Source organism: Klebsiella sp. SWET4 (assembly GCF_024296565.1).
Lineage (GTDB): Bacteria > Pseudomonadota > Gammaproteobacteria > Enterobacterales > Enterobacteriaceae > Klebsiella > Klebsiella variicola.
The window spans coordinates 130431-154028 of the sequence record NZ_JANCOB010000008.1 but is presented as its reverse complement, the minus strand read 5'-3'; the positions used below and the strand labels follow the sequence as shown (position 1 = coordinate 154028).

Below are 23598 nucleotides of genomic sequence, written 5' to 3'. Positions count from 1 at the left end.
GTATCCATGAAAATTAAAGCCCCCGATGCTTTACTGGCTGCTGAGGTAAGCCGCCGTGGTCTGATGAAAACCACGGCAATAGGCGGCCTGGCGCTGGCCAGCAACGCACTAACATTACCCTTTACCCGACTGGCGCATGCCGCCGATACGCCGGCACCCGCCAACGAGAAGGTGGTCTGGAGTGCCTGTACCGTCAACTGCGGCAGCCGCTGCCCGCTGCGCATGCACGTGGTGGATGGCGCGATTAAATACGTCGAAACCGATAATACCGGTGACGATAACTATGACGGTTTGCACCAGGTCCGCGCCTGCCTGCGCGGGCGTTCGATGCGCCGCCGCGTCTATAACCCGGATCGCCTGAAGTACCCGATGAAGCGCGTTGGCAAACGCGGGGAAGGGAAATTCGAGCAAATCAGCTGGGAAGAGGCGTTCGATACTATCGCCAGCAATATGCAGCGGCTGATTAAAGAATACGGCAACGAATCCATCTATCTGAACTACGGCACCGGTACGCTCGGCGGCACGCTGACTCGTTCCTGGCCGCCAGGAAAAACGCTGATTGCCCGTCTGATGAACTGCTGCGGCGGTTATCTGAACCACTATGGCGATTACTCTTCGGCGCAGATTGCCGAGGGCCTCAATTATACCTACGGCGGCTGGGCCGACGGCAATAGCCCATCGGATATTGAAAACAGCCAGCTGGTGGTGCTGTTCGGCAATAATCCCGGCGAAACGCGGATGAGCGGCGGCGGGGTGACGTACTACCTTGAGCAGGCGCGGCAGAAATCCAATGCCCGGATGATCATTATCGATCCACGCTATACCGACACCGGCGCCGGACGCGAAGATGAATGGATCCCGATTCGCCCCGGCACCGATGCGGCGCTGGTATCGGGTCTGGCGTGGGTGATGATCACCGAGAATCTGGTCGATCAGCCGTTCCTCGATAAATACTGCGTGGGATACGACGAGAAAACGCTGCCCGCCGATGCGCCAGCCAATGGTCACTACAAAGCTTACATTCTTGGCCAGGGCACGGACGGTATAGCCAAAACGCCGGAGTGGGCCTCGACGATTACCGGTATTCCGCGCGAACGCATTGTTAAACTGGCGCGCGAAATTGCCACCGCCAAACCGGCCTATATCAGCCAGGGTTGGGGGCCGCAGCGTCACGCCAACGGCGAAATCGCCACCCGGGCTATCTCGATGCTCGCTATCCTGACGGGTAACGTCGGGATCAACGGCGGCAACAGCGGCGCGCGCGAGGGCTCTTACAGCCTGCCCTTTGAGCGCATGCCGACGCTGGAGAATCCGGTTCAGACCAGTATCTCGATGTTTATGTGGACCGACGCTATCGAGCGTGGTCCGGAAATGACCGCCCTGCGCGACGGCGTTCGTGGCAAAGATAAGCTCGCCGTGCCGATCAAAATGATCTGGAACTATGCGGGCAATTGCCTGATTAACCAGCACTCAGAGATCAACCGTACCCACGAGATCCTGCAGGACGACAAGAAGTGCGAGATGATCGTAGTCATCGACTGCCATATGACCTCGTCCGCGAAATACGCCGATATTCTGCTGCCGGACTGCACCGCCTCCGAGCAGATGGATTTCGCGCTGGATGCCTCCTGCGGCAACATGTCCTACGTCATCTTTGCCGATCAGGCCATCAAGCCGCGTTTCGAATGCAAAACCATCTATGAGATGACCACCGAGCTGGCAAAACGCCTCGGCGTGGAGCAGCAGTTTACCGAAGGCCGTACCCAGGAAGGCTGGATGCGCCATCTGTATGAGCAGTCGCAGAAAGCGATTCCCGATCTGCCAGATTTCGACACCTTCCGCCAGCAGGGCATTTATAAGCAGCGCGATCCGCAAGGACACCATGTGGCCTACAAAGCCTTCCGCGAGGATCCGCAGGCCAATCCGCTGACCACGCCGTCGGGCAAGATCGAAATCTACTCGCAGGCGCTGGCGAAAATCGCGGCTACCTGGGAACTCCCGGAAGGGGATGTTATCGATCCACTGCCGATCTACACCCCGGGCTTCGAAAACTACAACGATCCATTGACGGCGAAATACCCGCTACAGCTGACCGGCTTCCACTATAAATCGCGCGTTCACTCAACTTACGGCAACGTCGATGTACTGAAGGCCGCCTGTCGGCAGGAGATGTGGATTAACCCGATCGACGCGAAGCAACGCGGCATTGCCAACGGCGATCGCATTCGCATCTTCAACGACCGCGGAGAAGTGCATATTGAAGCGAAGGTGACGCCGCGCATGATGCCGGGCGTTGTCGCGCTGGGGGAAGGGGCCTGGTATAACCCGGACGCTTCACGGGTGGATCAGGCGGGCAGCATTAACGTGCTGACCACCCAGCGTCCGTCGCCGCTGGCGAAGGGGAACCCGTCGCATACCAACCTCGTCCAGGTTGAGAAGCTGTAAGGAGTAACCGATGACAACTCAGTATGGATTTTTTATTGATTCCGCCCGTTGCACCGGTTGCAAGACCTGCGAACTGGCCTGTAAGGATTACAAGAACCTGACCCCGGAGGTCAGCTTCCGCCGCATCTATGAGTATGCCGGTGGCGACTGGCAGGAGGATAACGGTGTCTGGAATCAGAACGTTTTTGCTTATTACCTCTCCATCGCCTGTAACCACTGCGAAGATCCGGCCTGCACCAAGGTCTGTCCGAGCGGGGCAATGCACAAGCGTGAAGATGGTTTTGTCGTGGTCAACGAAGAGGTGTGCATTGGCTGCCGTTACTGCCATATGGCCTGCCCGTACGGCGCCCCGCAGTACAACGCCGACAAGGGCCACATGACCAAGTGCGACGGTTGCCATGAGCGCGTCGCCGAGGGGAAAAAGCCGATCTGCGTCGAGTCCTGCCCGCTGCGGGCGCTTGATTTCGGGCCGATTGCCGAGCTGCGCGCCAAGCACGGCCAGCTGGCCGCGGTAGCCCCGCTGCCGTCGGCGCACTTTACCAGGCCGAGTATCGTTATTAAACCTAACGCCAATGCCCGGCCGTGTGGCGATACCACCGGTTACCTGGCGAATCCGAAGGAGGTGTGAGATGGGAAACGGATGGCATGAATGGCCGCTGATGATCTTTACGGTCTTCGGCCAGTGCGTCGCGGGCGGGTTTATCGTCATGGCCCTGGCGCTGATGACGGGCAATCTTTCTCGCGAGCAGGAGCAGCGCGTGGTGGGGAGTATGTTTGGCCTGTGGGTATTGATGGGGATCGGGTTTATCGCCTCGACAATGCACCTCGGTTCGCCGCTACGGGCCTTTAACTCGCTGAATCGCGTGGGAGCCTCGTCGCTGAGTAATGAGATAGCCAGCGGGGCGATCTTCTTCGCCGTCGGCGGGATTGGCTGGCTGCTGGCCGTGTGTAAAAAACTGCCTGCCGGCCTGCGTAGCCTGTGGCTGATAGTCACCATGGTGCTGGGCGTGATCTTCGTCTGGATGATGGTGCGGGTATACAACACTATCGACACGGTGCCGACCTGGTACACCGTCTGGACGCCGCTGAGCTTCTTCCTGACGCTGTTTATCGGCGGTCCGCTGCTGGGCTACCTGCTGCTGCGCGTGGCAGGCGTTGACGGTTGGGCGCTGCGCTTGCTGCCGGTGGTTACTTTGTTGGCGCTGCTGGCGAGTATTGTCGTGGTCCTGATGCAGGGGAGTGAACTCGCCACTATCCGCAGTTCAATCCAGCAGGCCTCCGCTCTGGTGCCGGATTATGGGTTGCTTATGGCCTGGCGTATGGTGCTGCTGGCGCTGGCCCTGGCCTGCTGGTGCGTGCCGCAGATCCGCGGCCGCAAGCCGGCGGTCTCGCTGCTTAGCCTGGCGTTTGTTCTGGTGCTGGCGGGAGAGATGATTGGCCGCGGCGTATTCTATGGTCTGCATATGACCGTGGGGATGGCTATCGCCAGTTAATCGGCGTCATCATGCCGGCGGTCATACGCCGGCATGATGAAAACGTGCTGTCGATAGATGAAATTTTTCAACTGAAATCAACGTCGACATTTATTAATAAATTAAGAAAAACAACAGTGTATTATCTGTTGCCTCACCTTTACCCATTCTGTGGATAAAAAACTTCTATCGTAGCCTGCAAAACCGCATCACGCCTGATTTCAGGTGGATTGACAATGTTTTTAGCGGTGGCATGATGCGCTCGCGATCTGAACATTCCTCACGGTTTTTTACCCATGACCATCTACACCCGGCCAGTGCAAATGCTGCTCTGTGGCCTGCTTTTATTGACCCTGGCGATAGCGGTGCTGAATACGCTCGTCCCGCTCTGGCTCGCCCATGAAAATATGCCAACCTGGCAGGTCGGCATGGTGGGGTCATCCTATTTTACCGGCAACCTGGCCGGTACGTTGCTGGCTGGTTGGGTGATTAAGCGCCTTGGGTTTAACCGCAGCTATTATCTCGCGTCGTTAATTTTCGCCGTCGGCTGCGTAGGGCTGGGGATTACCGTTGGCTTCTGGACGTGGCTGAGCTGGCGGTTTATCGCCGGCGTAGGCTGCGCGATGATTTGGGTGGTGGTGGAAAGCGCGCTGGTCTGCAGCGGGACTTCCCGCAGCCGCGGCCGTCTGCTGGCGGCGTACATGATGGTCTATTATGTCGGTACCGTACTGGGCCAGCTGATGGTCAGTAAGTTACCTACCGATTTAATGAGCGTCCTGCCGTGGGTGACTGGCCTGGCGCTGGCGGCGATCCTTCCGCTGCTGTTCACCCGTATTATGGGACAGGCTGAAGAGCCGCACGAAACGGTACGTATCTGGCCAATGCTGAAGCTGCGCCAGGCGCGCCACGGGGTCAATGGCTGTATTATCTCGGGGATTGTCCTCGGTTCGCTGTATGGCCTGATGCCGCTGTGGCTGAACCATCAGGGCGTCAGCGACGCCGGCATTGGCTTCTGGATGGCGGTGATGGTGAGCGCGGGGATCCTCGGCCAGTGGCCGGTAGGGCGCCTGGCTGACCGCTATGGCCGTCTGCTGGTGCTGCGGGTGCAGGTCTTTGTGGTCATTCTGGGCTGTATGGCGATGCTGAGTCAGGCGGCAATGGCCCCGGCGCTGTTTGTGCTTGGGGCATCCGGTTTCACGCTGTATCCGGTGGCGATGGCCTGGGCCTGCGAAAAAGTCGAACATCACCAACTGGTGGCGATGAATCAGGCGCTGCTGATGAGTTATACCATCGGCAGTCTGCTGGGCCCGACCCTGACAGCAATGCTGATGCAGAATTTCTCAGACAATCTGTTATTTATCATGATCGCCAGCGTGTCGTTTATCTATCTGCTGACCCTGCTGCGTAAAGCCGGGCATCATCCGACGCCGGTGGCGCACGCATAACCATTCTGACGTGCAGCGAAGGCTGCACGTCATCTGTTTCTATCGCATGTTTTCCACTGCAGAGAGACGGCATTGCGCTTTTCATGAGGATCAACGGCGGGGCTGGAATGATTTCCAGTGTCGCTTCGGGCCGGCGTAAGCGCACCACCGACCCTGATGAGGCTCTTAGTACATCACCTTGTGACCATACTGCTCAAGAATGCCTTTCACCCGCTCCATGGTCTCTTTTTTCGGCGGATGAACGCCGTCCAGCTTGTACTCTTCGCCCATCGCTACCCATTTGTGTTTGCCCAGCTCATGGTAGGGCAGCAGTTCAATTTTCTCGACGTTGCCCATATCGCGGGTAAATTCGCCCAGGCGGTGCGCGGAGTCATCATCGTCTGACCAGCCCGGAACCACGACGTAGCGGATCCAGACATTGATATTCTTTTTCGCCAGATACTGGGCAAACTCGAGGGTGCGGTGGTTGGAAACGCCGACCAGGTTCTGGTGGATCTCATCGTTCATCTGCTTAAGATCCAGCATGACCAGGTCAGTCACCTCCAGCAGTTCGTCGATAACCGGATCGTAGCGACGGACAAAGCCGTTGGTATCGAGACAGGTATGAATACCTTCCTTTTTACAGGCGCGGAACCAGTCGCGAACAAACTCCGCCTGCAGGATCGCTTCGCCGCCTGATGCCGTGACGCCGCCGCCGGAGGCATTCATAAAGTGACGATAGGTCACCACCTCTTTCATTAACTCTTCAACGGTGATTTCTTTGCCGCCGTGGGTATCCCAGGTGTCACGGTTATGGCAGTACAGGCAGCGCATCAGGCAGCCCTGGAAAAAGGTAATAAAGCGGATGCCCGGGCCATCAACGGTGCCACAGGATTCAAAGGAGTGAATGCGACCAATAACTGACATTGCGGTGTTTTCTCCAGATGTGGCCCATCCGGGGCCGTGTTGGTGCACAGCTCAGCGGCTGCGTCGAGTCTGTTTTGACAGGTACCCAAAGTATAGATAACTGGCAAAGCAGGCTGGGGCGGGGATCACTTGTTAAAAAGGCCCCACTGATGTGGGGCCTTTATTGTACGCTTTTTCAGTCAGACTGGGAATTACATGGTCTGAGTGAAGGTACGGGTAATAACGTCCTGCTGCTGTTCTTTGGTCAGGGAGTTAAAACGTACGGCGTAGCCAGATACGCGGATGGTCAGCTGCGGATATTTTTCCGGGTTTTCCATCGCGTCGAGCAGCATTTCGCGGTTCATGACGTTCACGTTCAGGTGCTGGCCACCTTCGATGGACGCTTCGTGGTGGAAGTAACCATCCATCAGACCGGCCAGGTTGGTCTTACGAACTTCGTCATCTTTACCCAGCGCGTTCGGCACGATAGAGAAGGTGTAAGAGATACCATCTTTCGCGTAAGCAAACGGCAGTTTAGCAACGGAAGTCAGTGAGGCAACAGCACCTTTCTGGTCACGACCGTGCATCGGGTTAGCACCTGGTCCGAACGGCGCGCCAGCGCGACGACCGTCTGGGGTGTTACCGGTTTTCTTACCATATACCACGTTAGAGGTGATGGTCAGAACAGACTGAGTCGGGATAGCGTTGCGGTAGGTGTGCAGTTTCTGAATTTTCTTCATGAAACGTTCAACCAGGTCAACGGCCATGTCATCGACGCGAGCATCGTTGTTACCAAACTGCGGGTATTCGCCTTCGATTTCGAAGTCGATAGCCAGACCGTCTTCGTCACGAATCGGTTTAACTTTCGCATATTTGATAGCAGACAAGGAGTCAGCAGCAACGGACAGACCAGCGATACCACACGCCATGGTGCGGATAACGTCACGGTCGTGCAGCGCCATCAGAGAGGCTTCGTAGCTGTACTTGTCGTGCATGTAGTGGATGATGTTCAGCGCGGTGACATACTGTTTCGCCAGCCAGTCCATGAAGTGATCCATGCGATCCATGACTTCGTCGAAGTTCAGGACGTCGCCTTTGATCGGTTCAGATTTCGGACCTACCTGCATTTTCAGTTTTTCATCCACGCCGCCGTTGATAGCGTACAGCATGGTTTTCGCGAGGTTAGCACGAGCACCGAAGAACTGCATTTGCTTACCAACAACCATCGGGCTTACGCAGCATGCGATAGCGTAGTCGTCGTTGTTGAAGTCCGGACGCATCAGGTCATCGTTCTCATACTGCAGAGAAGAGGTATCGATGGACACTTTAGCCGCGAATTTCTTGAAGCTCAGTGGCAGTTTTTCAGACCACAGGATAGTAATGTTCGGCTCCGGAGACGGCCCCATGGTGTACAGGGTGTTCAGGAAGCGGAAGCTGTTTTTGGTGACCAGAGTACGGCCGTCAACACCCATACCGCCGATGGATTCTGTTGCCCAAATCGGGTCGCCGGAGAACAGTTCATCATATTCCGGGGTACGCAGGAAGCGAACCATACGCAGTTTCATGACCAGGTGGTCAACCATTTCCTGCGCGTCTTGCTCGGTGATTTTACCGGCCTGCAGGTCACGTTCGATGTAGATATCCAGGAAGCTGGAGGTACGACCGAAGGACATTGCTGCGCCGTTCTGAGATTTCACGGCAGCCAGGTAACCGAAGTAGGTCCACTGGATAGCTTCCTGAGCAGTCGTTGCCGGACCGGAGATGTCGTAGCCATATTTAGCCGCCATCTCTTTGATCTGACCCAGTGCACGGTGTTGTTCAGAGATCTCTTCACGCAGACGGATGGTCGCTTCCAGATCTTCGCCGCTTTCCAGTTTTTCTTGCAGAGACTGGAACTGAGCGTATTTGTCTTTCATCAGGAAGTCGATACCGTACAGCGCAACGCGACGGTAGTCACCGATGATACGACCACGGCCGTAAGCATCCGGCAGACCGGTCAGCACGCCGGATTTACGGCAGTTCAGGATGTCTTTGGTGTAAACATCAAATACGCCCTGGTTGTGGGTTTTACGGTACTCGGTAAAGATTTTTTTCAGCATCGGATCCAGCTCGCGATTGTACGCTTTGCAGGAACCTTCAACCATTTTAATACCACCGAACGGGATGATCGCACGTTTCAGCGGCGCTTCGGTCTGCAGACCAACGATTTTTTCCAGACCTTTCTCGATATAGCCAGCGTCGTGAGAGGTGATGGTGGAAGCCAGGGCAGTGTCAAAATCAACAGGCGCGTGAGTGCGGTTTTCCTGTTTTACACCTTCCATTACGGTGTCCCACAGCTTGGTGGTCGCTTCAGTTGCGCCAGCCAGGAAGGATTCGTCGCCTTCATATGGGGTGTAGTTTTTCTGAATAAAGTCACGGACGTTGACTTCATTCTGCCAGTCACCTTTCGCAAAACCTTCCCAGGCTGTGGCTAACTTTTCATTAAGCTCGGACATGTAACACCTACCTTCTTAAGTGGATTTTTTATTTACTGCCTGAAACAACCCTTAGTGATGGTCGTTGCCACGCAGGTAAATGACCCAGTATGTCAACCCGACCAGCAAACCTCCGCCGATAATGTTCCCGATAGTCACCGGAATCAGGTTATCAGTGATGAAGTTCATAACGGTCAAGTGTGAGAAACTTTCCGGAGTTGAACCGATAGCGGTCCAGAATTCCGGGCTCGCAAAATTGCGGATTACGATACCCATCGGGATCATAAACATGTTGGCGATGCTGTGCTCAAAGCCGCTGGCAACAAACATCGCTACCGGCAGGACCATGATCATCGCTTTATCCATCAGGCTACGACCGGAATAGCTCATCCATACGGCGAGACAAACCATCAGGTTAGCGAGGATACCCAGGCTCACGGCCTCCACAAAAGTATGGTGCAATTTGTGGTCAGCGGTCTGCAGGACGTTTAGCCCCCAACCGCCGTTGGCAGTCATATATTCGCCTGATAACCACATCAGCAGCACAAACAGCAGTGCGCCCACCAGGTTACCAAAATAGACGTTGAGCCAGTTTTTTGCCAGTTGCCCCCAGGTGATTCGACCGCTGGCTTTCGCCACCACGATCAGCACAGTAGAGGTAAAGAGGTCAGCGCCGCAGATAACGCACAGAATCAGACCCAGGGAAAAACAGACCCCACCGATAAGCTTGGCAATCCCAAAAGGCATCGCGGCAGTGCCGGTGGTCGCGGTGATATAGAATACGAAAGCGATGGAGATGAAAACGCCAGCGGTGATCGCCAGATAAAAGGTCTTCATCGGATGCTTCGTTGCTTTATAGACACCTGCTTCTTCGGCGACTTTCGCCATCGCGGCAGGGAGCAAAAGATCAAAAGGGTTGTCAGCTTTCACACTAACTCTCTCTTTATATAAGTTGGCGGTGAGATACTAACAAAGCATTATAGAAGGGAAATTGATATAGATCATATCTCACCGGAACTATATGCCTTTTTAGTGTGTGGTTTTTGCTTGTTTGATGCTTAACTATTTGAATTTTTTATGGAAAATAAATTTTAAAATTTATAAGTTATGTTGAATTTTTTCGTTTTTGCCCCAGTATTTGAGTTAATTAAAATGGAGTATTTTATTTTAAATTAACAATTGGTAAATGATATAAGTGCGATATTTACTATTAATTAACTTTACAACTACAAACTATAGTGGCTCCCTCGCCAGGTTAAAATAACGGAGCCGCATCAGGCTCCGTTGTTGGCAAGCATGTTGGCGTAATGGGGGCTTATTTTGCCCAGAACGCCGCTTTCGCCCGCTGCAGCTTTTCATACGCTTTCAGCAGCGACTGATGAGCCGGGAAGGCTTGCAGATCGCTGTCGACAGCCTGAAGGCCATAGAACGGGGCTTCGCCGCTCAGCGCAGCGCTGGCGGCTTCGACCGCATCGGCGCCATACATACGGATGAAGGCGTTCAGATACTGCAGCGGCTGACGCTCCTCTTCCTGGCTCAGCAGCAGCAGGGTCTGCAGGCAGCGATAGTAGTTTGCGCGCTCAGGGCTGAAGACAGAGGCATTGAATTCCATGGTCCATTCGGTCCAGATCAGCGCCTGTTCCAGATCGCCGCCAGCCAGGGCCAGCATCGCTTTCAGCTCGCCGACGCGCAGGGTATACCAGCCGTTGTCTTTCCCGGTGGCAAGGCCCAGCAGTTCGCGAACGCGGGTGAAATCATCCAGGCCTTCGTCATCCATTTGTTCGATGAGCGCCAGATAATCTTCTTTTTCCCACTCGCTGCCCGGCAGAGACAGAATGGTGTCCCGCAGATGGGCGCCCATGCTGTTGTTTGCCAGCCACAGGTCTTCTGCCGGATAAATATCCGACATGCCCGGAACGATGATACGGCAGGCGTAAACGCCCAGATGCTCGTAGTCGGCAATGTACACTTCTTTATCTTCGGCCTTGAAGATGGCCATCAGGGTGGCGAACTCTTCTTCGGTGGTGCCGGAGAAACTCCAGTCAACGAACGGATAGTCGGCATCCTGCTTGAACATATCCCAGGAGATCAGGCCGCTGGAGTCGATGAAGTGGGTTTCGAGGTTCGCGTGCTCGGCGACTTCTTCGTCATCAAAGGTCGGCGGCGTAAAGACATCAAGGTCTTTCAGGCTGCGACCCTGCAGCAGTTCTGTGACCGTACGCTCCAGCGCCACGCCGAAGTCCGGGTGGGCGCCAAAGGAAGCGAAGCAGGTGCCGTTAGTCGGGTTAAACAGCACGACGCAGATAACCGGGTATTTGCCGCCCAGCGAACCATCGTAGGCGAAAATCGGGAAGCCTTCGGCTTCAAGTTTTGCGATCGACTCCACGACGCCAGGATAGCGCGCCATGACTTCCGCCGGGATCTCCGGCAGGCTGATGCTCTCTGCGATGATGCGGTTTTTTATGTGACGTTCAAAGACCTCTGACAGGCCCTGCACACGTGCTTCATTCGGGGTATTCCCTGCAGACATACCGTTGGATACGTACAAGTTGCCAACGATATTCATCGGAATATAGACGGTTTCGCCGTCGGACTGGCGGGTAAAGGGCAGGCCGCATACGCCGCGCTCATCGTTCCCCGACTGCAGATCCACCAGCATGCTGGCGGTCAGCTGATCGTCCGGATCGTAGAACGCGAGCAGACGGGCATCCAGCAGACCTTCCGGGACATCGTCGTTTTCGGTCAGCGGGAACCACTTTTCGTTCGGGTAGTGAACAAACGGGCCATTAGCGATAGTGTCGCCTAACCAGAAGTCAGCGAAGAAATAGTTGGTGGACAGGCGCTCGAAATATTCGCCCAGCGCGGAGGCCAGGGCTGCCTTTTTGGTGGCGCCTTTACCATTGGTAAAGCACAGCGCGCATTCTTTATCGCGAATGTGAACGGACCACACGTGCGGCACCGGGTTCAGCCACGAGGCCTCTTCGATATCAAATCCGAGGTCGAGCAATTTCTGCTGGAAGCGAGCGATGGAATCTTCCAGGGCGGCATCTTTGCCGGGAATAAACGTTTGGGTCATGGCGATCACTTTTGTCGTACGGAAAGCGCGCAATGATACGGCTTTTATCTGACAGGTGCTATCTCCATCATCTGGCTATGCTTAGAGGCAACTTATGACCCACAGGGAGATGATAGATGAAAGCCTTTGACTGGCAGCGGATGGCGCTCGATAAAGTGCCGGTGGAGTTTCTTGCCGAGGTGGCGTTGCGCAGCCTCTATACCTTCGTTCTGGTCTTTATTTTCCTCAAGATTACCGGACGGCGCGGCGTGCGGCAGATGTCGCTGTTCGAGGTGTTGATTATTCTGACCCTCGGTTCGGCGGCAGGGGACGTGGCGTTTTATGACGATGTACCGCTACTGCCGGTGCTGGTGGTCTTCATCACGCTGGCGCTGCTGTATCGCGGCATCATGTGGCTGATGGGGCACAGCGAAAAGCTGGAGGATCTCCTGGAAGGTAAACCTATCGTGGTGGTCGAGGAGGGGCAGTTGGCGTGGGAGAAGCTGCATGCGGAAAACATGACCGAATTCGAATTCTTTATGGAGCTGCGGGTCAACAGCGTCGAGCAGCTTGGCCAGGTCCGGCTGGCGATCCTTGAAACCAACGGGCAGATCAGCGTGTTTTATTATCCGGATGAAGAGGTCAGAGCGGGGTTGTCTATCCTGCCTACCCACTGTACTGCGCGTTACACCACGATTCCGCAGGAGGGGATCTATGCCTGCGTACGCTGCAGCATCGTGATGGCGATGCAGGCGGGAGAAAAGCGAATATGTTCCCGCTGCGCAAATGCAGAATGGTCGAAGGCCAGCCGAGCGAAACGACTCACCTGACAGCAAATATGTCGGTTTTATTACGTCAAGCCGATAGATTCTGTTGTGTGACGGTGGCCGCGTTTTACCGTCGGCGAGTTTTAGCCATTGCGGACCGTGTCACTGAATGATAAAACCGATAGCCACAGGAATAACTTATGCCCGCGGCGGTTCGCGGGCAAAACAACATAGCAACGTGGTGAGGGGAAATGGCTCAGGTCTATAACTTCAGTTCGGGCCCGGCAATGCTGCCGGCGGAAGTACTCAAACTGGCTCAGCAAGAACTGTGCGACTGGCACGGTCTGGGTACGTCGGTCATGGAGATCAGTCACCGTGGTAAGGAGTTTATCCAGGTGGCAGAAGAGGCAGAACAGGACTTCCGCGCTCTGCTGAATATCCCTTCCAACTATAAAGTTTTGTTCTGCCACGGCGGCGGCCGCGGCCAGTTCGCGGGGATCCCGCTGAACATCCTCGGCGATAAAAACGTCGCTGACTATGTGGACGCCGGCTACTGGGCCGCCAGCGCGGTCAAAGAGGCGAAGAAATACTGCACGCCGAACGTTATCGACGCGAAAATCACTGTCGATGGCAAGCGAGCTGTTACGCCGATGAGCGAGTGGCAGCTGACGCCGGGCGCGGCCTATCTGCATTACTGCCCGAACGAAACCATTGACGGTATCGCGATTGATGATACGCCGAATTTCGGCGACGACATCATCGTCGCTGCTGATTTCTCCTCCACCATTCTGTCCCGCGAAATTGACGTCAACCGCTTCGGTGTAATCTACGCCGGCGCGCAGAAAAATATTGGCCCGGCAGGGCTGACGCTGGTCATCGTGCGTGAAGATCTGCTGGGCAAAGCCAGCGTGGCCTGTCCGTCGATCCTCGACTATACCGTGTTAAGCGAGAACGACTCGATGTTTAACACGCCGCCGACGTTCGCCTGGTATCTGGCTGGTCTGGTGTTTAAGTGGCTGAAACAGCAGGGCGGCGTCGCTGCGATGGATAAAATCAACCAGCAGAAAGCCGAACTGCTTTATGGCGTGATCGATAACAGCGGGTTCTACCGTAACGATGTGGCGCAAGCCAACCGCTCACGCATGAACGTGCCGTTCCAGCTGGCGGACAGCGCACTGGACAAACTGTTCCTCGAAGAGTCGTTTGCCGCCGGGCTGCACGCGCTGAAGGGCCACCGCGTGGTGGGCGGCATGCGCGCCTCCATCTACAATGCGATGCCGCTGGACGGCGTGAAGGCGTTAACCGACTTTATGCTGGACTTCGAACGCCGCCACGGTTAATCGCCTGTTTCTTTCTTCCTCCCCGCGGCCTGTCTGCGGGGTTTTTATTCTGTTTGTTTGAGAGTGAAGTTTGATGGAATCCCTGACGTTACAACCCATCGCACGCGTAGAGGGCACCGTGAACCTGCCAGGTTCGAAAAGCGTCTCCAACCGCGCGCTGCTGCTGGCCGCTCTGGCCCGCGGCACGACGGTGCTGACCAACCTGCTGGACAGCGACGATGTGCGCCATATGCTGAATGCCCTGAGTGCGCTGGGGGTTCAATATACCCTGTCTGCCGACCGCACCCGCTGCGAAGTGACCGGCAACGGCGGCCCGCTGCGCGCTGCTGCGGCGCTGGAGCTGTTCCTCGGCAACGCCGGAACCGCGATGCGTCCGCTGGCGGCGGCCCTGTGCCTTGGCAGCAACGATATTGTGCTGACCGGCGAACCGCGGATGAAAGAGCGCCCGATCGGCCATCTGGTGGATGCCCTGCGTCAGGGCGGCGCTCAGATCGACTATCTTGAGCAGGAAAATTATCCACCGCTACGCCTGCGCGGCGGTTTTCAGGGCGGGAACGTCGAGGTTGACGGCAGCGTCTCCAGTCAGTTCCTGACCGCGCTGCTGATGACCGCGCCGCTGGCGCCGCAGGATACCGTGATCGCCATTAAGGGCGATCTGGTGTCGAAACCCTATATCGACATTACGCTGCACCTGATGAAAACCTTCGGCGTTGAGGTGGACAATCAGTCTTATCAGCGTTTTGTGGTGCGCGGCAAGCAGCAGTATCAGTCGCCAGGGGATTACCTGGTGGAAGGCGATGCTTCCTCGGCCTCGTATTTCCTCGCCGCTGGCGCCATTAAGGGCGGCACGGTAAAAGTCACCGGTATCGGCCGCGGCAGTGTGCAGGGCGATATCCGTTTCGCCGACGTCCTGGAGAAAATGGGCGCTACCGTGACCTGGGGCGACGATTTTATCGCCTGCACCCGCGGCGAGCTCAAGGCTATCGATATGGATATGAACCATATCCCGGACGCGGCGATGACCATCGCTACCGCCGCGCTGTTCGCGCAAGGGACCACTACGCTGCGCAATATCTACAACTGGCGGGTCAAAGAGACGGACCGTCTGTTCGCCATGGCGACCGAGTTGCGTAAAGTGGGCGCCGAGGTGGAAGAGGGTGAAGATTATATTCGCATCACCCCGCCGGCAAAGTTGAAATATGCTGAAATCGGCACCTATAACGACCACCGGATGGCGATGTGCTTCTCGCTGGTGGCGCTGTCTGATACGCCGGTGACCATCCTTGATCCCAAATGTACGGCCAAAACGTTCCCGGACTATTTTGAGCAACTGGCGCGGATCAGTACCCTCGCCTGAGTAAAACTTTGTCATCCCGCGGGCTGATGTCCTGTCAGCCCGCTATAATTGCGCAAAACTTCTGCTTTTCATTTCCTGTAGTCCGTAATTTACAAGCAATGCTCACTTTCCGGCGTATTGATGCGTATAATGCGCGGCGTTTATATTCCATGCGCCTTGCTGAAGGAGAAAAAGATGACGGCGAATATTCCGGTAATCACCATTGATGGGCCTGGCGGTGCGGGTAAAGGTACGTTGTGCAAGGCAATGGCGGAAGCGCTGGGCTGGCATCTGTTAGATTCAGGCGCGATCTACCGCGTTCTGGCGCTGGCGGCGCTGCATCATCATGTTGACGTAGAGTCCGAAGAGGCGCTGGTGCCCCTGGCGGCCCATCTTGACGTGCGCTTTATTTCTACTGACGGCACCCTGGAAGTGGTGCTGGAAGGGGAAGATGTCAGCGGCGAAATTCGCACTCAGGAGGTCGCCAATGCCGCCTCGAAAGTGGCCGCTTTCCCCCGCGTTCGCGAAGCACTGCTGCGCCGCCAGCGTGCTTTCCGTGAACTGCCGGGGCTCATCGCCGACGGGCGCGATATGGGCACGGTGGTTTTCCCGGACGCGCCGGTGAAAATTTTCCTCGATGCCTCGGCCGATGAGCGGGCGCATCGCCGCATGCGGCAGTTGCAGGAAAAGGGCTTTGATGTTAACTTTGAACGTCTTTTGTCCGAGATAAAAGAGCGTGACGATCGCGACCGAAATCGCGCCGTGGCGCCGCTTGTCCCGGCTGCCGATGCATTAGTTCTCGATTCAACAGAACTAAACATTGAGCAAGTGATTGAAAAAGCGCTACAATATGCGCGCGAAAAATTGGCCGTTGCGTGAGCCTTAACCGGTAGCGCGCCGAAGCCTCCGAATTATAGCAGTACCCCGCGGCAATGGATGGTCAGCGGGTATGTGAAACAACCCCATCCGGCACGGAGCCAGGTGGACGTTAATATTAACCTGAAGATTAAACATGACTGAATCTTTTGCTCAACTGTTTGAAGAATCCTTAAAAGAAATCGAAACCCGCCCGGGTTCCATCGTTCGTGGTGTTGTTGTTGCTATCGACAAAGACGTAGTACTGGTTGACGCTGGTCTGAAATCTGAGTCCGCCATCCCGGCTGAGCAGTTCAAAAACGCCCAGGGCGAGCTGGAAATCCAGGTTGGTGACGAAGTTGACGTTGCTCTGGATGCAGTAGAAGACGGCTTCGGTGAAACTCTGCTGTCCCGTGAGAAAGCTAAACGTCACGAAGCTTGGATCACGCTGGAAAAAGCTTACGAAGACGCTGAAACTGTTACCGGTGTTATCAACGGCAAAGTTAAAGGTGGCTTCACTGTTGAGCTGAACGGTATTCGTGCGTTCCTGCCGGGTTCCCTGGTAGACGTTCGTCCGGTGCGCGACACGCTGCACCTGGAAGGCAAAGAGCTTGAGTTCAAAGTCATCAAGCTGGACCAGAAGCGTAACAACGTTGTTGTTTCTCGTCGTGCCGTTATCGAATCCGAAAACAGCGCAGAGCGCGATCAGCTGCTGGAAAACCTGCAGGAAGGCATGGAAGTCAAAGGTATCGTTAAGAACCTCACTGACTACGGTGCATTCGTTGATCTGGGCGGCGTTGACGGCCTGCTGCACATCACCGATATGGCCTGGAAACGCGTTAAGCATCCGAGCGAAATCGTAAACGTTGGCGACGAAATCACTGTTAAAGTGCTGAAGTTCGACCGCGAGCGTACCCGTGTATCCCTGGGCCTGAAACAGCTGGGCGAAGATCCGTGGGTAGCTATCGCTAAACGTTATCCGGAAGGTACCAAACTGACCGGTCGCGTGACCAACCTGACCGACTACGGCTGCTTCGTTGAAATCGAAGAAGGCGTTGAAGGCCTGGTTCACGTTTCCGAAATGGATTGGACCAACAAAAACATCCACCCGTCCAAAGTTGTTAACGTTGGCGACGTTGTGGAAGTGATGGTTCTGGATATCGACGAAGAGCGTCGTCGTATCTCCCTGGGTCTGAAGCAGTGCAAATCTAACCCATGGCAGCAGTTCGCGGAAACCCACAACAAGGGCGACCGTGTTGAAGGTAAAATCAAGTCTATCACTGACTTCGGTATCTTCATCGGCCTGGACGGCGGCATCGACGGCCTGGTTCACCTGTCTGACATCTCCTGGAACGTTGCAGGCGAAGAAGCAGTTCGTGAATACAAAAAAGGCGACGAAATCGCAGCAGTTGTTCTGCAGGTTGACGCAGAGCGTGAGCGTATCTCCCTGGGCGTTAAACAGCTCGCGGAAGATCCGTTCAACAACTACGTTGCTCTGAACAAGAAAGGCGCTATCGTTGTTGGTAAAGTCACTGCAGTTGACGCTAAAGGCGCAACCGTAGAACTGGCTGACGGCGTAGAAGGTTACCTGCGTGCTTCTGAAGCATCCCGTGACCGCGTTGAAGACGCAACTCTGGTTCTGAGCGTTGGCGACGAAGTTGAAGCGAAATTCACCGGCGTGGATCGTAAGAACCGCGTAGTGAGCCTGTCTGTACGTGCGAAAGACGAAGCGGAAGAAAAAGACGCTATCGCTACCGTGAACAAGCAGGAAGACGCGAACTTCTCCAACAACGCTATGGCTGAAGCGTTCAAAGCAGCGAAAGGCGAGTAATCTTTGTCATTCAGGCAATAACAACCTGAATAGTGACGAGTTTACTTGACAGATTGCAGGATTCGTCCTGTAATCAAGCACAAAGGGCGGCTACGGCCGCCCTTGTTTAAGCTGTTAGCTAATTTTTGCCTTGAAGGAAACCGGAGGAATAATGACCAAGTCAGAATTGATTGAAAGACTTGCCAGCCAGCAATCTCACATTCCGGCGAAAGCGGTGGAAGATGCTGTTAAAGAAATGCTGGAACATATGGCCTCAACGCTTGCTCAAGGTGAGCGCATTGAAATCCGCGGTTTCGGCAGCTTCTCTCTGCACTATCGAGCACCTCGCACCGGACGTAACCCGAAAACTGGTGATAAAGTCGAACTGGAAGGTAAGTACGTTCCGCACTTTAAGCCCGGGAAAGAATTACGTGACCGCGCCAATATTTATGAAGAGTAAGTTGCACGACGTGCAACCTGCCTGATGATAAAAAAAGCACCTGCGGGTGCTTTTTTTGTGTCCGCGATTTACCTCCAGCTTCGCAAAAAAACCGTGCCTGACTGCAACAGATACGATTGTCTGGAAGGCGCTACGCACGCCTGAATTCGGCGGCGGGACGCCACCGTCGCTTTGCGTAACACTGCCTGCTCACAGGGAGGTGTTTATGCGTCTACCATGGCTTGCCGGATGCGCCAGCATCGCGATGCTGCCGCTACTCTGGCTACCCGTCTTGCCGGGCCCGCACGTTCTGGCGAGCGCGTGCCTTGCGGCGCTGTTGCTGACCCGCCTGCGCGGAACGGCCATGGCTTGTGTGGCGATGACGCTTCTGCTGATGATCTGGGGAGTATTGAGCGCGCATCAGGCGCTGTGGCCGACCCGGCACCTTACCGGCGCCATCCGGCAGGCGGAAGTGATCCTCAGCGAGACGGATGGCCAGGCCCTGCACCGTGGTCAGATTGTGCGCCTGGCGGGCCACTACCTGTTTCCCCCGGTGGGCGTGACGCTGTACGGGGAACTTACACCTGCGCCCGCCTGTGCGGGTCAGCACTGGTTGATGACGCTGCGCCTGCGCCCGGTGCACGGGCAGCTCAACGACGGGGGCTTCGACAGCCAGCGTTATGCGCTGGCGCAGCACCGGCCGCTGAGCGGGGGAATTGTCGCAGCTTCCGCGCTGGATCCCCGCTGCAGCCTGCGCGCCCGCTATCTGGCGTCGCTGACCCGACGGCTGCAGACTTATCCCTGGCATCCGGTGATGCTGGGACTGGGGATGGGGGAGCGGCTGGCCCTGCCGACGGCGATTAAAGTCCTGATGCAGAACACGGGCACCTCCCATCTGATGGCCATCTCTGGTCTCCATATCGCCCTCGCGGCTTCCCTTATCGTGCTCCTGCTGCGCGGCGTGCAGTATATTCTCCCGGGCCGCTGGATCGGCTGGCGGTTGCCGCTGCTGGCCGGGCTGGCCGGCGCCGTCTGCTATGCCTGGCTGACCGGCATGCAGCCGCCGGCGCTGCGCACCTGCGTAGGGTTGGGCGTGTGCTGCGCCTTACGCTTGTCGGGCCAGCGCTGGACGGCGTGGCAGGTGTGGCTCTGCTGTCTGGGGGCGATACTCGTTACCGACCCGCTGGCGGTGCTGTCGCAAAGCCTGTGGCTATCCGCTTTCGCCGTGGCGGGGCTGATCTTCTGGTTTCAGTGGGTACCGCTGCCTGCCGGTCGCTGGCGCTGGCCATGGAAGGCACTGTTCGCCCTCGTTCATTTGCAGGCTGGCGTGACGCTGTTGCTGATGCCGCTCCAGCTCCTGCTCTTCCATGGCGTCAGCCTGACGTCCATGGCCGCCAATTTGCTGGCGGTACCCTTAGTGACCCTGCTGGCGGTGCCGCTTATTCTCGGCGCGATGCTGCTGCATCTCACGGGACCGGGGATGGTGGAGTCGCTGCTCTGGCTGGCGGCCGATCGCGTGCTGGCGCTGCTGTTCTGGGCATTACGGCGTTTACCGGACGGCTGGCTGCCGCTGGACGCCCGCTGGCTCTGGATCAGTAGCCTGCCGTGGCTGCTGGTGATGGGCTGGCGCTTTCAGAGCTGGCGGCATTTCCCGGCCCTGTGTCTGAGCGTGCTGTTCCTGCTGATGCGGCCCTTCTGGAGGCCGTTTCCCGCGGACGAATGGCGGGTGACGATGCTGGATGTCGGGCAGGGGCTGGCGATGGTTATCGAACGTCACGGCAAGGCGCTCCTCTATGATACCGGGCCAGCATGGCCGCAGGGCGACAGCGGTCAGCAGGTGATTATCCCGTGGCTGCGCTGGCATCATCTGCAGCTGCAGGGCATTGTGCTAAGCCACGAGCATCTGGATCATCGCGGCGGCCTTAATTCAGTGCTACAGGCATGGCCGCAGGCGTGGGTGCGCAGCCCTTTAGGCTGGGCGCGTCATCTGCCGTGTCATCGCGGCGAGCGCTGGCAATGGCAGGGACTCAACTTCCAGGCCCTGTGGCCGCTGCCGGGCAGCACGGCAAAGGGTAATAATCACTCCTGCGTGGTGCGCATCGATGATGGTCGCTCCAGCATCCTGCTCACCGGCGATATAGAACGTCAGGCGGAGCAGGCGATGATCAGCCGTTACTGGCAGCATCTGACGTCTACACTTATCCAGGTTCCCCACCACGGTAGCAACACCTCCTCCAGCGAATTGCTGGTCCACCGGGTAGAGGGTGCGGCCGCGCTGGCATCCGCTTCGCGCTACAATGCGTGGCGGATGCCCTCGTACAAGGTGGTTCAGCGCTATCGCCAGCGGGGGTATCGCTGGTTCGCCACGCCGCAGCAGGGACAGATAACGGTGGTTTTTTCCGCAGAAGGGTGGCAAATCCATAGCTTACGGGATCAAGTTTTACCACGTTGGTATCATCAGTGGTTTGGCGCGCCCGCCGATAACGGGTAGAATATGCGGCTATTTCAACACAAGCTGGTTTATTGAATGCAGAACGATAAAGATCTCTCCACGTGGCAGACCTTCCGCCGACTTTGGCCGATTATTGCACCGTTTAAAGCCGGGCTAATCGTCGCGGCGGTGGCGTTAGTGCTTAACGCGGGCAGTGACACCTTCATGTTATCGCTTCTTAAACCGTTATTGGATGATGGTTTTGGTAAAACGGATCGCTCAGTGCTGCTATGGATGCCGCTGGTGGTTATCGGGCTGATGGTGCTGCGTGGGATCACCAGCTACATCTCGAGCTATTGTATCTCCTGGGTTTCCGGCAAAGTCGTGATGACCATGCGTCGTCGCCTGTTCGGCCACATGATGGGCATGCCGGTGGCCTTCTTTGACAAGCAGTCTACCGGGACGCTGCTGTCACGCATTACCTATGATTCTGAGCAGGTCGCCTCATCTTCCTCCAGCGCGCTGATCACCGTGGTCCGCGAAGGGGCATCGATTATCGGCCTGTTCGTGATGATGTTCTATTACAGCTGGCAGCTGTCGCTGATCCTGATCGTACTGGCGCCGATCGTGTCGGTAGCAATCCGCGTGGTCTCCAAGCGTTTTCGTAATATCAGTAAGAATATGCAGAACACGATGGGGCAGGTCACCACCAGCGCTGAGCAGATGCTGAAAGGGCACAAAGAGGTGCTGATGTTTGGTGGCCAGGAGGTGGAAACCAAACGTTTTGATAAGGTCAGCAATAAAATGCGTCTGCAGGGGATGAAGATGGTTTCTGCCTCGTCTATCTCCGACCCGATCATTCAGCTTATCGCGTCGCTGGCGCTGGCCTTTGTCCTGTATGCCGCCAGCTTCCCGAGCGTAATGGACACCCTGACCGCCGGGACCATTACCGTGGTCTTCTCCTCAATGATTGCGCTGATGCGCCCGCTGAAGTCGCTGACCAACGTCAATGCCCAGTTCCAGCGTGGGATGGCGGCGTGCCAGACGCTGTTTGCGATCCTCGATTCCGAGCAGGAAAAAGACGAAGGTACGCGGGTCATTGAGCGGGCCAAAGGCAATCTCAAGTTTGAGAACGTCACGTTCACCTATCCGGGCCGCGAAGTGGCCGCGCTGCGCAATATCAATCTCGATATCCCGGAAGGGAAAACCGTCGCGCTGGTGGGGCGCTCAGGGTCGGGTAAATCGACCATTGCCAGCCTGATCACCCGCTTCTACGATGTTGACGACGGCCAGATCCTGCTGGATGGTCACGACCTGCGCGAGTACAAGCTGAGCTCGCTGCGCGACCAGGTGGCACTCGTTTCACAGAACGTGCATCTGTTCAACGATACTGTCGCCAACAACATCGCCTATGCCCGTACCGAAGAGTACAGCCGCGAGCAGATTGAAGAGGCCGCGCGAATGGCCTACGCCATGGATTTCATCAACAAGATGGACAATGGTCTGGATACGATCATTGGTGAAAATGGCGTAATGCTGTCCGGTGGCCAGCGCCAGCGTATTGCTATCGCCCGTGCGCTGCTGCGTAACAGCCCGATCCTGATCCTTGATGAAGCCACCTCGGCGCTGGATACTGAGTCCGAGCGAGCCATTCAGGCGGCGCTGGATGAGCTGCAGAAAAACCGCACCTCGCTGGTTATCGCCCACCGTCTGTCGACCATTGAGCAGGCTGATGAAATCGTGGTGGTTGAAGATGGGCGGATCGTGGAACGCGGAACGCACCACGATCTGCTGGAGCATAAGGGCGTGTACGCCCAGCTGCATAAGATGCAATTCGGCGAATGATCGCGCGCATCTGGTCCGGGGAATCGCCGCTGTGGCGCCTGCTGCTGCCGCTCTCCTGGCTGTATGGCCTGGTGAGCGCGGTGATTCGCCTCAGCTATCAGCTGGGGTGGCAAAAAGCCTGGCGCGCGCCGGTGCCGGTGGTGGTGGTCGGTAACCTGACCGCCGGCGGCAATGGTAAAACGCCGGTGGTGATCTGGCTGGTGGAGCAGCTGCAGCAGCGCGGTATTCGCGTGGGGGTGGTCTCTCGCGGCTACGGCGGTAAAGCCGACCGCTACCCACTGGTATTAACTGACCGGACCAGTACGGCGCAGGCGGGTGATGAGCCGGTGTTAATTCATCAGCGTACCGGCGCGCCGGTGGCGGTTTCTCCGCTGCGCAGCGACGCGGTGAAAGCGCTGCTCAGCGCGCACGATCTGCAGATTATCGTGACCGACGACGGGTTGCAGCACTATAAGCTGGCGCGGGACAGAGAAATTGTCGTTATCGACGGCGTGCGCCGCTTTGGCAACGGCTGGTGGCTGCCTGCCGGGCCGATGCGCGAGCGGGCGTCGCGCTTGCAAAGCGTTGATGCGGTTATCGTTAACGGCGGCGTGGCGCGTCCGGGGGAGATCCCGATGCAACTGCGTCCAGGGATGGCGGTTAACCTGCTTACCGGCGAACGTCGCGATGTCTCGACTTTCACGAACGTAGTGGCGATGGCCGGCATCGGCCATCCGCCGCGCTTTTTCGCCACCCTTGAAAGCTGTGGCGTCCAGCCGGTCAAAACCGTGGCGCTGGCAGACCATCAGGCGCTGAGCCAGGCCGATGTCGCCGCCCTGGTAACCACCGGGCAGACGCTGCTAATGACCGAGAAAGACGCGGTGAAATGTCGCGATTTCGCCGCCGCAAACTGGTGGTATTTACCGGTCGACGCCATAATGGCCGATGAACGCGCACAGCGGTTGCTTGCGGACTTAGCGACGTTGGCGCAACGTTAACTGACGCGCCGGCTTTGCTCGC

The 23598-nt window shown here is 56.7% G+C and carries 17 protein-coding genes; 13 read left to right on the top strand and 4 right to left on the bottom strand.

All coding sequences use genetic code 11. The features are described 5' to 3' along the window. Positions 1–6: 6 nt before the first annotated feature. From dmsA to NKJ21_RS18510, 4 genes are all read left to right on the top strand, one after another. Positions 7–2445 (top strand): dimethylsulfoxide reductase subunit A, encoded by a 2439-nt coding sequence (gene dmsA, locus NKJ21_RS18525; RefSeq protein WP_042947159.1) that lies wholly within the window; start codon positions 7–9, stop codon positions 2443–2445. A gap of 10 nt (positions 2446–2455) precedes the next feature. Next, positions 2456–3073: a DMSO/selenate family reductase complex B subunit gene (locus NKJ21_RS18520; protein WP_004201375.1), complete on the top strand. Its 618-nt coding sequence runs from the start codon at positions 2456–2458 to the stop codon at positions 3071–3073. A gap of 1 nt (position 3074) precedes the next feature. Then, on the top strand, positions 3075–3938 hold the full coding sequence (locus tag NKJ21_RS18515; protein WP_022066091.1) for a dimethyl sulfoxide reductase anchor subunit family protein: 864 nt from the start codon (positions 3075–3077) through the stop codon (positions 3936–3938). A 275-nt stretch (positions 3939–4213) separates the two neighbouring features. Then, the gene (locus NKJ21_RS18510; protein ID WP_008805851.1) at positions 4214–5362 is read left to right on the top strand and encodes an MFS transporter; all 1149 of its coding nucleotides are present in this window, start codon (positions 4214–4216) and stop codon (positions 5360–5362) included. Positions 5363–5527: 165 nt separating this feature from the next. Here NKJ21_RS18510 and pflA read toward each other — a convergent pair whose 3' ends face one another. From pflA to ycaO, 4 genes are all read right to left on the bottom strand, one after another. After that, a complete protein-coding gene (pflA, locus tag NKJ21_RS18505; RefSeq protein ID WP_002898145.1) occupies positions 5528–6268 on the bottom strand; it encodes a pyruvate formate lyase 1-activating protein in 741 nt (246 codons plus the stop codon). Positions 6269–6459: 191 nt separating this feature from the next. Beyond that, entirely contained in the window at positions 6460–8742 is a 2283-nt protein-coding gene (pflB, locus tag NKJ21_RS18500) for a formate C-acetyltransferase (protein WP_008805852.1), read from the bottom strand. A 51-nt stretch (positions 8743–8793) separates the two neighbouring features. Then, positions 8794–9651: a formate transporter FocA gene (gene focA, locus NKJ21_RS18495; RefSeq protein ID WP_008805853.1), complete on the bottom strand. Its 858-nt coding sequence runs from the start codon at positions 9649–9651 to the stop codon at positions 8794–8796. 385 nt (positions 9652–10036) lie between these two features. Continuing rightward, positions 10037–11797: a 30S ribosomal protein S12 methylthiotransferase accessory factor YcaO gene (ycaO, locus tag NKJ21_RS18490; protein WP_012968619.1), complete on the bottom strand. Its 1761-nt coding sequence runs from the start codon at positions 11795–11797 to the stop codon at positions 10037–10039. Positions 11798–11913: 116 nt separating this feature from the next. Here ycaO and NKJ21_RS18485 point away from each other — a divergent pair, with 116 nt between their 5' ends. The 9 genes from NKJ21_RS18485 to lpxK all read left to right on the top strand — a co-directional run bounded on the left by NKJ21_RS18485 (position 11914) and on the right by lpxK (position 23576). Further along, positions 11914–12606, top strand: a complete 693-nt coding sequence (locus NKJ21_RS18485) for a DUF421 domain-containing protein (RefSeq protein WP_012542321.1) — start codon at positions 11914–11916, stop codon at positions 12604–12606. Between the two features lie 188 nt (positions 12607–12794). Beyond that, positions 12795–13883 carry a 3-phosphoserine/phosphohydroxythreonine transaminase gene (gene serC / locus NKJ21_RS18480; protein WP_254733119.1) on the top strand — a complete coding sequence of 363 codons (1089 nt, stop codon included), beginning with the start codon at positions 12795–12797 and terminating at the stop codon, positions 13881–13883. Positions 13884–13956: 73 nt separating this feature from the next. Then, positions 13957–15240, top strand: a complete 1284-nt coding sequence (aroA, locus tag NKJ21_RS18475; protein ID WP_008805857.1) for a 3-phosphoshikimate 1-carboxyvinyltransferase — start codon at positions 13957–13959, stop codon at positions 15238–15240. Positions 15241–15414: 174 nt separating this feature from the next. Further along, positions 15415–16098: a (d)CMP kinase gene (gene cmk / locus NKJ21_RS18470; RefSeq protein ID WP_012542319.1), complete on the top strand. Its 684-nt coding sequence runs from the start codon at positions 15415–15417 to the stop codon at positions 16096–16098. 133 nt (positions 16099–16231) lie between these two features. Beyond that, positions 16232–17905 carry a 30S ribosomal protein S1 gene (rpsA, locus tag NKJ21_RS18465; protein ID WP_002898162.1) on the top strand — a complete coding sequence of 558 codons (1674 nt, stop codon included), beginning with the start codon at positions 16232–16234 and terminating at the stop codon, positions 17903–17905. A gap of 151 nt (positions 17906–18056) precedes the next feature. Then, positions 18057–18344 (top strand): integration host factor subunit beta, encoded by a 288-nt coding sequence (gene ihfB / locus NKJ21_RS18460; protein ID WP_004100704.1) that lies wholly within the window; start codon positions 18057–18059, stop codon positions 18342–18344. Between the two features lie 205 nt (positions 18345–18549). Beyond that, positions 18550–20814: a ComEC family protein gene (locus NKJ21_RS18455; RefSeq protein WP_254733116.1), complete on the top strand. Its 2265-nt coding sequence runs from the start codon at positions 18550–18552 to the stop codon at positions 20812–20814. Between the two features lie 36 nt (positions 20815–20850). Beyond that, the gene (msbA, locus tag NKJ21_RS18450) at positions 20851–22599 is read left to right on the top strand and encodes a lipid A ABC transporter ATP-binding protein/permease MsbA (protein WP_004201387.1); all 1749 of its coding nucleotides are present in this window, start codon (positions 20851–20853) and stop codon (positions 22597–22599) included. Continuing rightward, positions 22596–23576, top strand: a complete 981-nt coding sequence (gene lpxK / locus NKJ21_RS18445; RefSeq protein ID WP_016160566.1) for a tetraacyldisaccharide 4'-kinase — start codon at positions 22596–22598, stop codon at positions 23574–23576. Before msbA ends, lpxK begins: the two co-directional genes overlap by 4 nt. Positions 23577–23598: the final 22 nt, after the last annotated feature.

Bases quoted from the DNA above. Each gene is read 5' to 3' on its own strand.
- dmsA (WP_042947159.1), top strand. From the start codon at position 7: ATGAAAATTAAAGCCCCCGATGCTTTACTGGCTGCTGAGGTAAGCCGC.
- NKJ21_RS18520 (WP_004201375.1), top strand. From the start codon at position 2,456: ATGACAACTCAGTATGGATTTTTTATTGATTCCGCCCGTTGCACCGGT.
- NKJ21_RS18515 (WP_022066091.1), top strand. From the start codon at position 3,075: ATGGGAAACGGATGGCATGAATGGCCGCTGATGATCTTTACGGTCTTC.
- NKJ21_RS18510 (WP_008805851.1), top strand. From the start codon at position 4,214: ATGACCATCTACACCCGGCCAGTGCAAATGCTGCTCTGTGGCCTGCTT.
- pflA (WP_002898145.1), bottom strand. From the start codon at position 6,268: ATGTCAGTTATTGGTCGCATTCACTCCTTTGAATCCTGTGGCACCGTT.
- pflB (WP_008805852.1), bottom strand. From the start codon at position 8,742: ATGTCCGAGCTTAATGAAAAGTTAGCCACAGCCTGGGAAGGTTTTGCG.
- ycaO (WP_012968619.1), bottom strand. From the start codon at position 11,797: ATGACCCAAACGTTTATTCCCGGCAAAGATGCCGCCCTGGAAGATTCC.
- NKJ21_RS18485 (WP_012542321.1), top strand. From the start codon at position 11,914: ATGAAAGCCTTTGACTGGCAGCGGATGGCGCTCGATAAAGTGCCGGTG.
- serC (WP_254733119.1), top strand. From the start codon at position 12,795: ATGGCTCAGGTCTATAACTTCAGTTCGGGCCCGGCAATGCTGCCGGCG.
- aroA (WP_008805857.1), top strand. From the start codon at position 13,957: ATGGAATCCCTGACGTTACAACCCATCGCACGCGTAGAGGGCACCGTG.
- cmk (WP_012542319.1), top strand. From the start codon at position 15,415: ATGACGGCGAATATTCCGGTAATCACCATTGATGGGCCTGGCGGTGCG.
- rpsA (WP_002898162.1), top strand. From the start codon at position 16,232: ATGACTGAATCTTTTGCTCAACTGTTTGAAGAATCCTTAAAAGAAATC.
- ihfB (WP_004100704.1), top strand. From the start codon at position 18,057: ATGACCAAGTCAGAATTGATTGAAAGACTTGCCAGCCAGCAATCTCAC.
- NKJ21_RS18455 (WP_254733116.1), top strand. From the start codon at position 18,550: ATGCGTCTACCATGGCTTGCCGGATGCGCCAGCATCGCGATGCTGCCG.
- msbA (WP_004201387.1), top strand. From the start codon at position 20,851: ATGCAGAACGATAAAGATCTCTCCACGTGGCAGACCTTCCGCCGACTT.
- lpxK (WP_016160566.1), top strand. From the start codon at position 22,596: ATGATCGCGCGCATCTGGTCCGGGGAATCGCCGCTGTGGCGCCTGCTG.